Source organism: Paratractidigestivibacter sp. (assembly GCF_052362415.1).
GTDB lineage: Bacteria > Actinomycetota > Coriobacteriia > Coriobacteriales > Atopobiaceae > Paratractidigestivibacter.
The window spans coordinates 1-1,049 of the sequence record NZ_DAWEMK010000223.1; the positions used below are offsets into that span (position 1 = coordinate 1).

The following is a 1,049-nucleotide window of genomic DNA, read 5'->3' on the forward strand; positions in this document are numbered from 1 at the left end:
AGAGCTCGCCGGCCTTGCCCTCGACGGCGTTGACGAAGGCCTCGAGGAAGGTCGCGAAGCCGTACGCGCCCGAGTCGACGACGCCGTTCTCCTTGAGGACGGGCAGCAGGTCGGGGGTGCGGGCCACGGACTCGTAGGCCTCGACCACGAGGGCGTCGAGCATCTCGAGCGTGGTGATCTTGGTCTTCTCGAGCTTGTCGGCCTTCGTCGAGATGTCGCGCAGGACGGTGAGGATGGTGCCCTCGACGGGCTTGCGGACCGCCTTGAAGGCGACCTTCACGCCGCGGCGCCACGCGCGGGCGATGTCGGCGGGCGTCGGGTCCTCCTGGTTCTTCGCCTCGCAGAGGCCCTCGGCGATGCCGCGAAGGATCTGCGAGGTGATGACGCCGGAGTTGCCGCGGGCGCCCATGAGGGAGCCGTGCGTGATGGCCTTGGCGATCTGTTCCATGGAGGCGTCGGCGGGCAGCGCCTGGACCTCCTTGACGACGGTGCCCAGGGTGAGCGACATGTTCGTGCCGGTGTCGCCGTCGGGCACGGGGAAGACGTTGAGCTTGTTGACGTCCTCGGCCTTGTCGGCCAGGGCCTTTGCGGCCACGGGGAAGCAGGTGCGGATGACGTTGGCGATCATCTTTTGGAAACCTCGGTTCGTTGAATCGGTCAGTCTCGGCGCGGGGCTAGCGCGCGACGCGAAGGCCCTCGATGTGGACCTTGACGTCCACGTCGGCGAGCTCGGCGATCTGCTTCAGGATGAAGCGGACGGAGCTCGTGAGGTTGCTCACGACGGAAGACATGTTCACGCCCTGCTCGACGATGACGTGGAGGTCGAGCTTGACCTTGCCGTCGGCGGCGGACACGTCGATGCCCTTGCGGAGGCGGTAGGACGGAAGCAGGCGGACGACGCCGGTCTGGCCGTCGATCTCGGCCATGCCCACGACGCCGTAGCACTCGAGGGCGGCATAGCCGGCAAGGTCGGCGATGACGTCGTTGGACACCTTGAGCGTTCCCGGAATTGCACCAGACATGAGGTCTCCTCTCGCGGAAGTGCTCCG

At 66.9% G+C, this 1,049-nt stretch carries 2 protein-coding genes; both read right to left on the minus strand.

The window, feature by feature from the left end:
• The coding region (locus tag ACT84W_RS11145; protein WP_444329279.1) for a DAK2 domain-containing protein at nucleotides 1-628 on the minus strand (628 nt) is incomplete at its 3' end.
• Between the two features lie 46 nt (nucleotides 629-674).
• The gene (locus tag ACT84W_RS11150) at nucleotides 675-1,022 is read right to left on the minus strand and encodes an Asp23/Gls24 family envelope stress response protein (RefSeq protein ID WP_417574962.1); all 348 of its coding nucleotides are present in this window, start codon (nucleotides 1,020-1,022) and stop codon (nucleotides 675-677) included.
• Nucleotides 1,023-1,049: the final 27 nt, after the last annotated feature.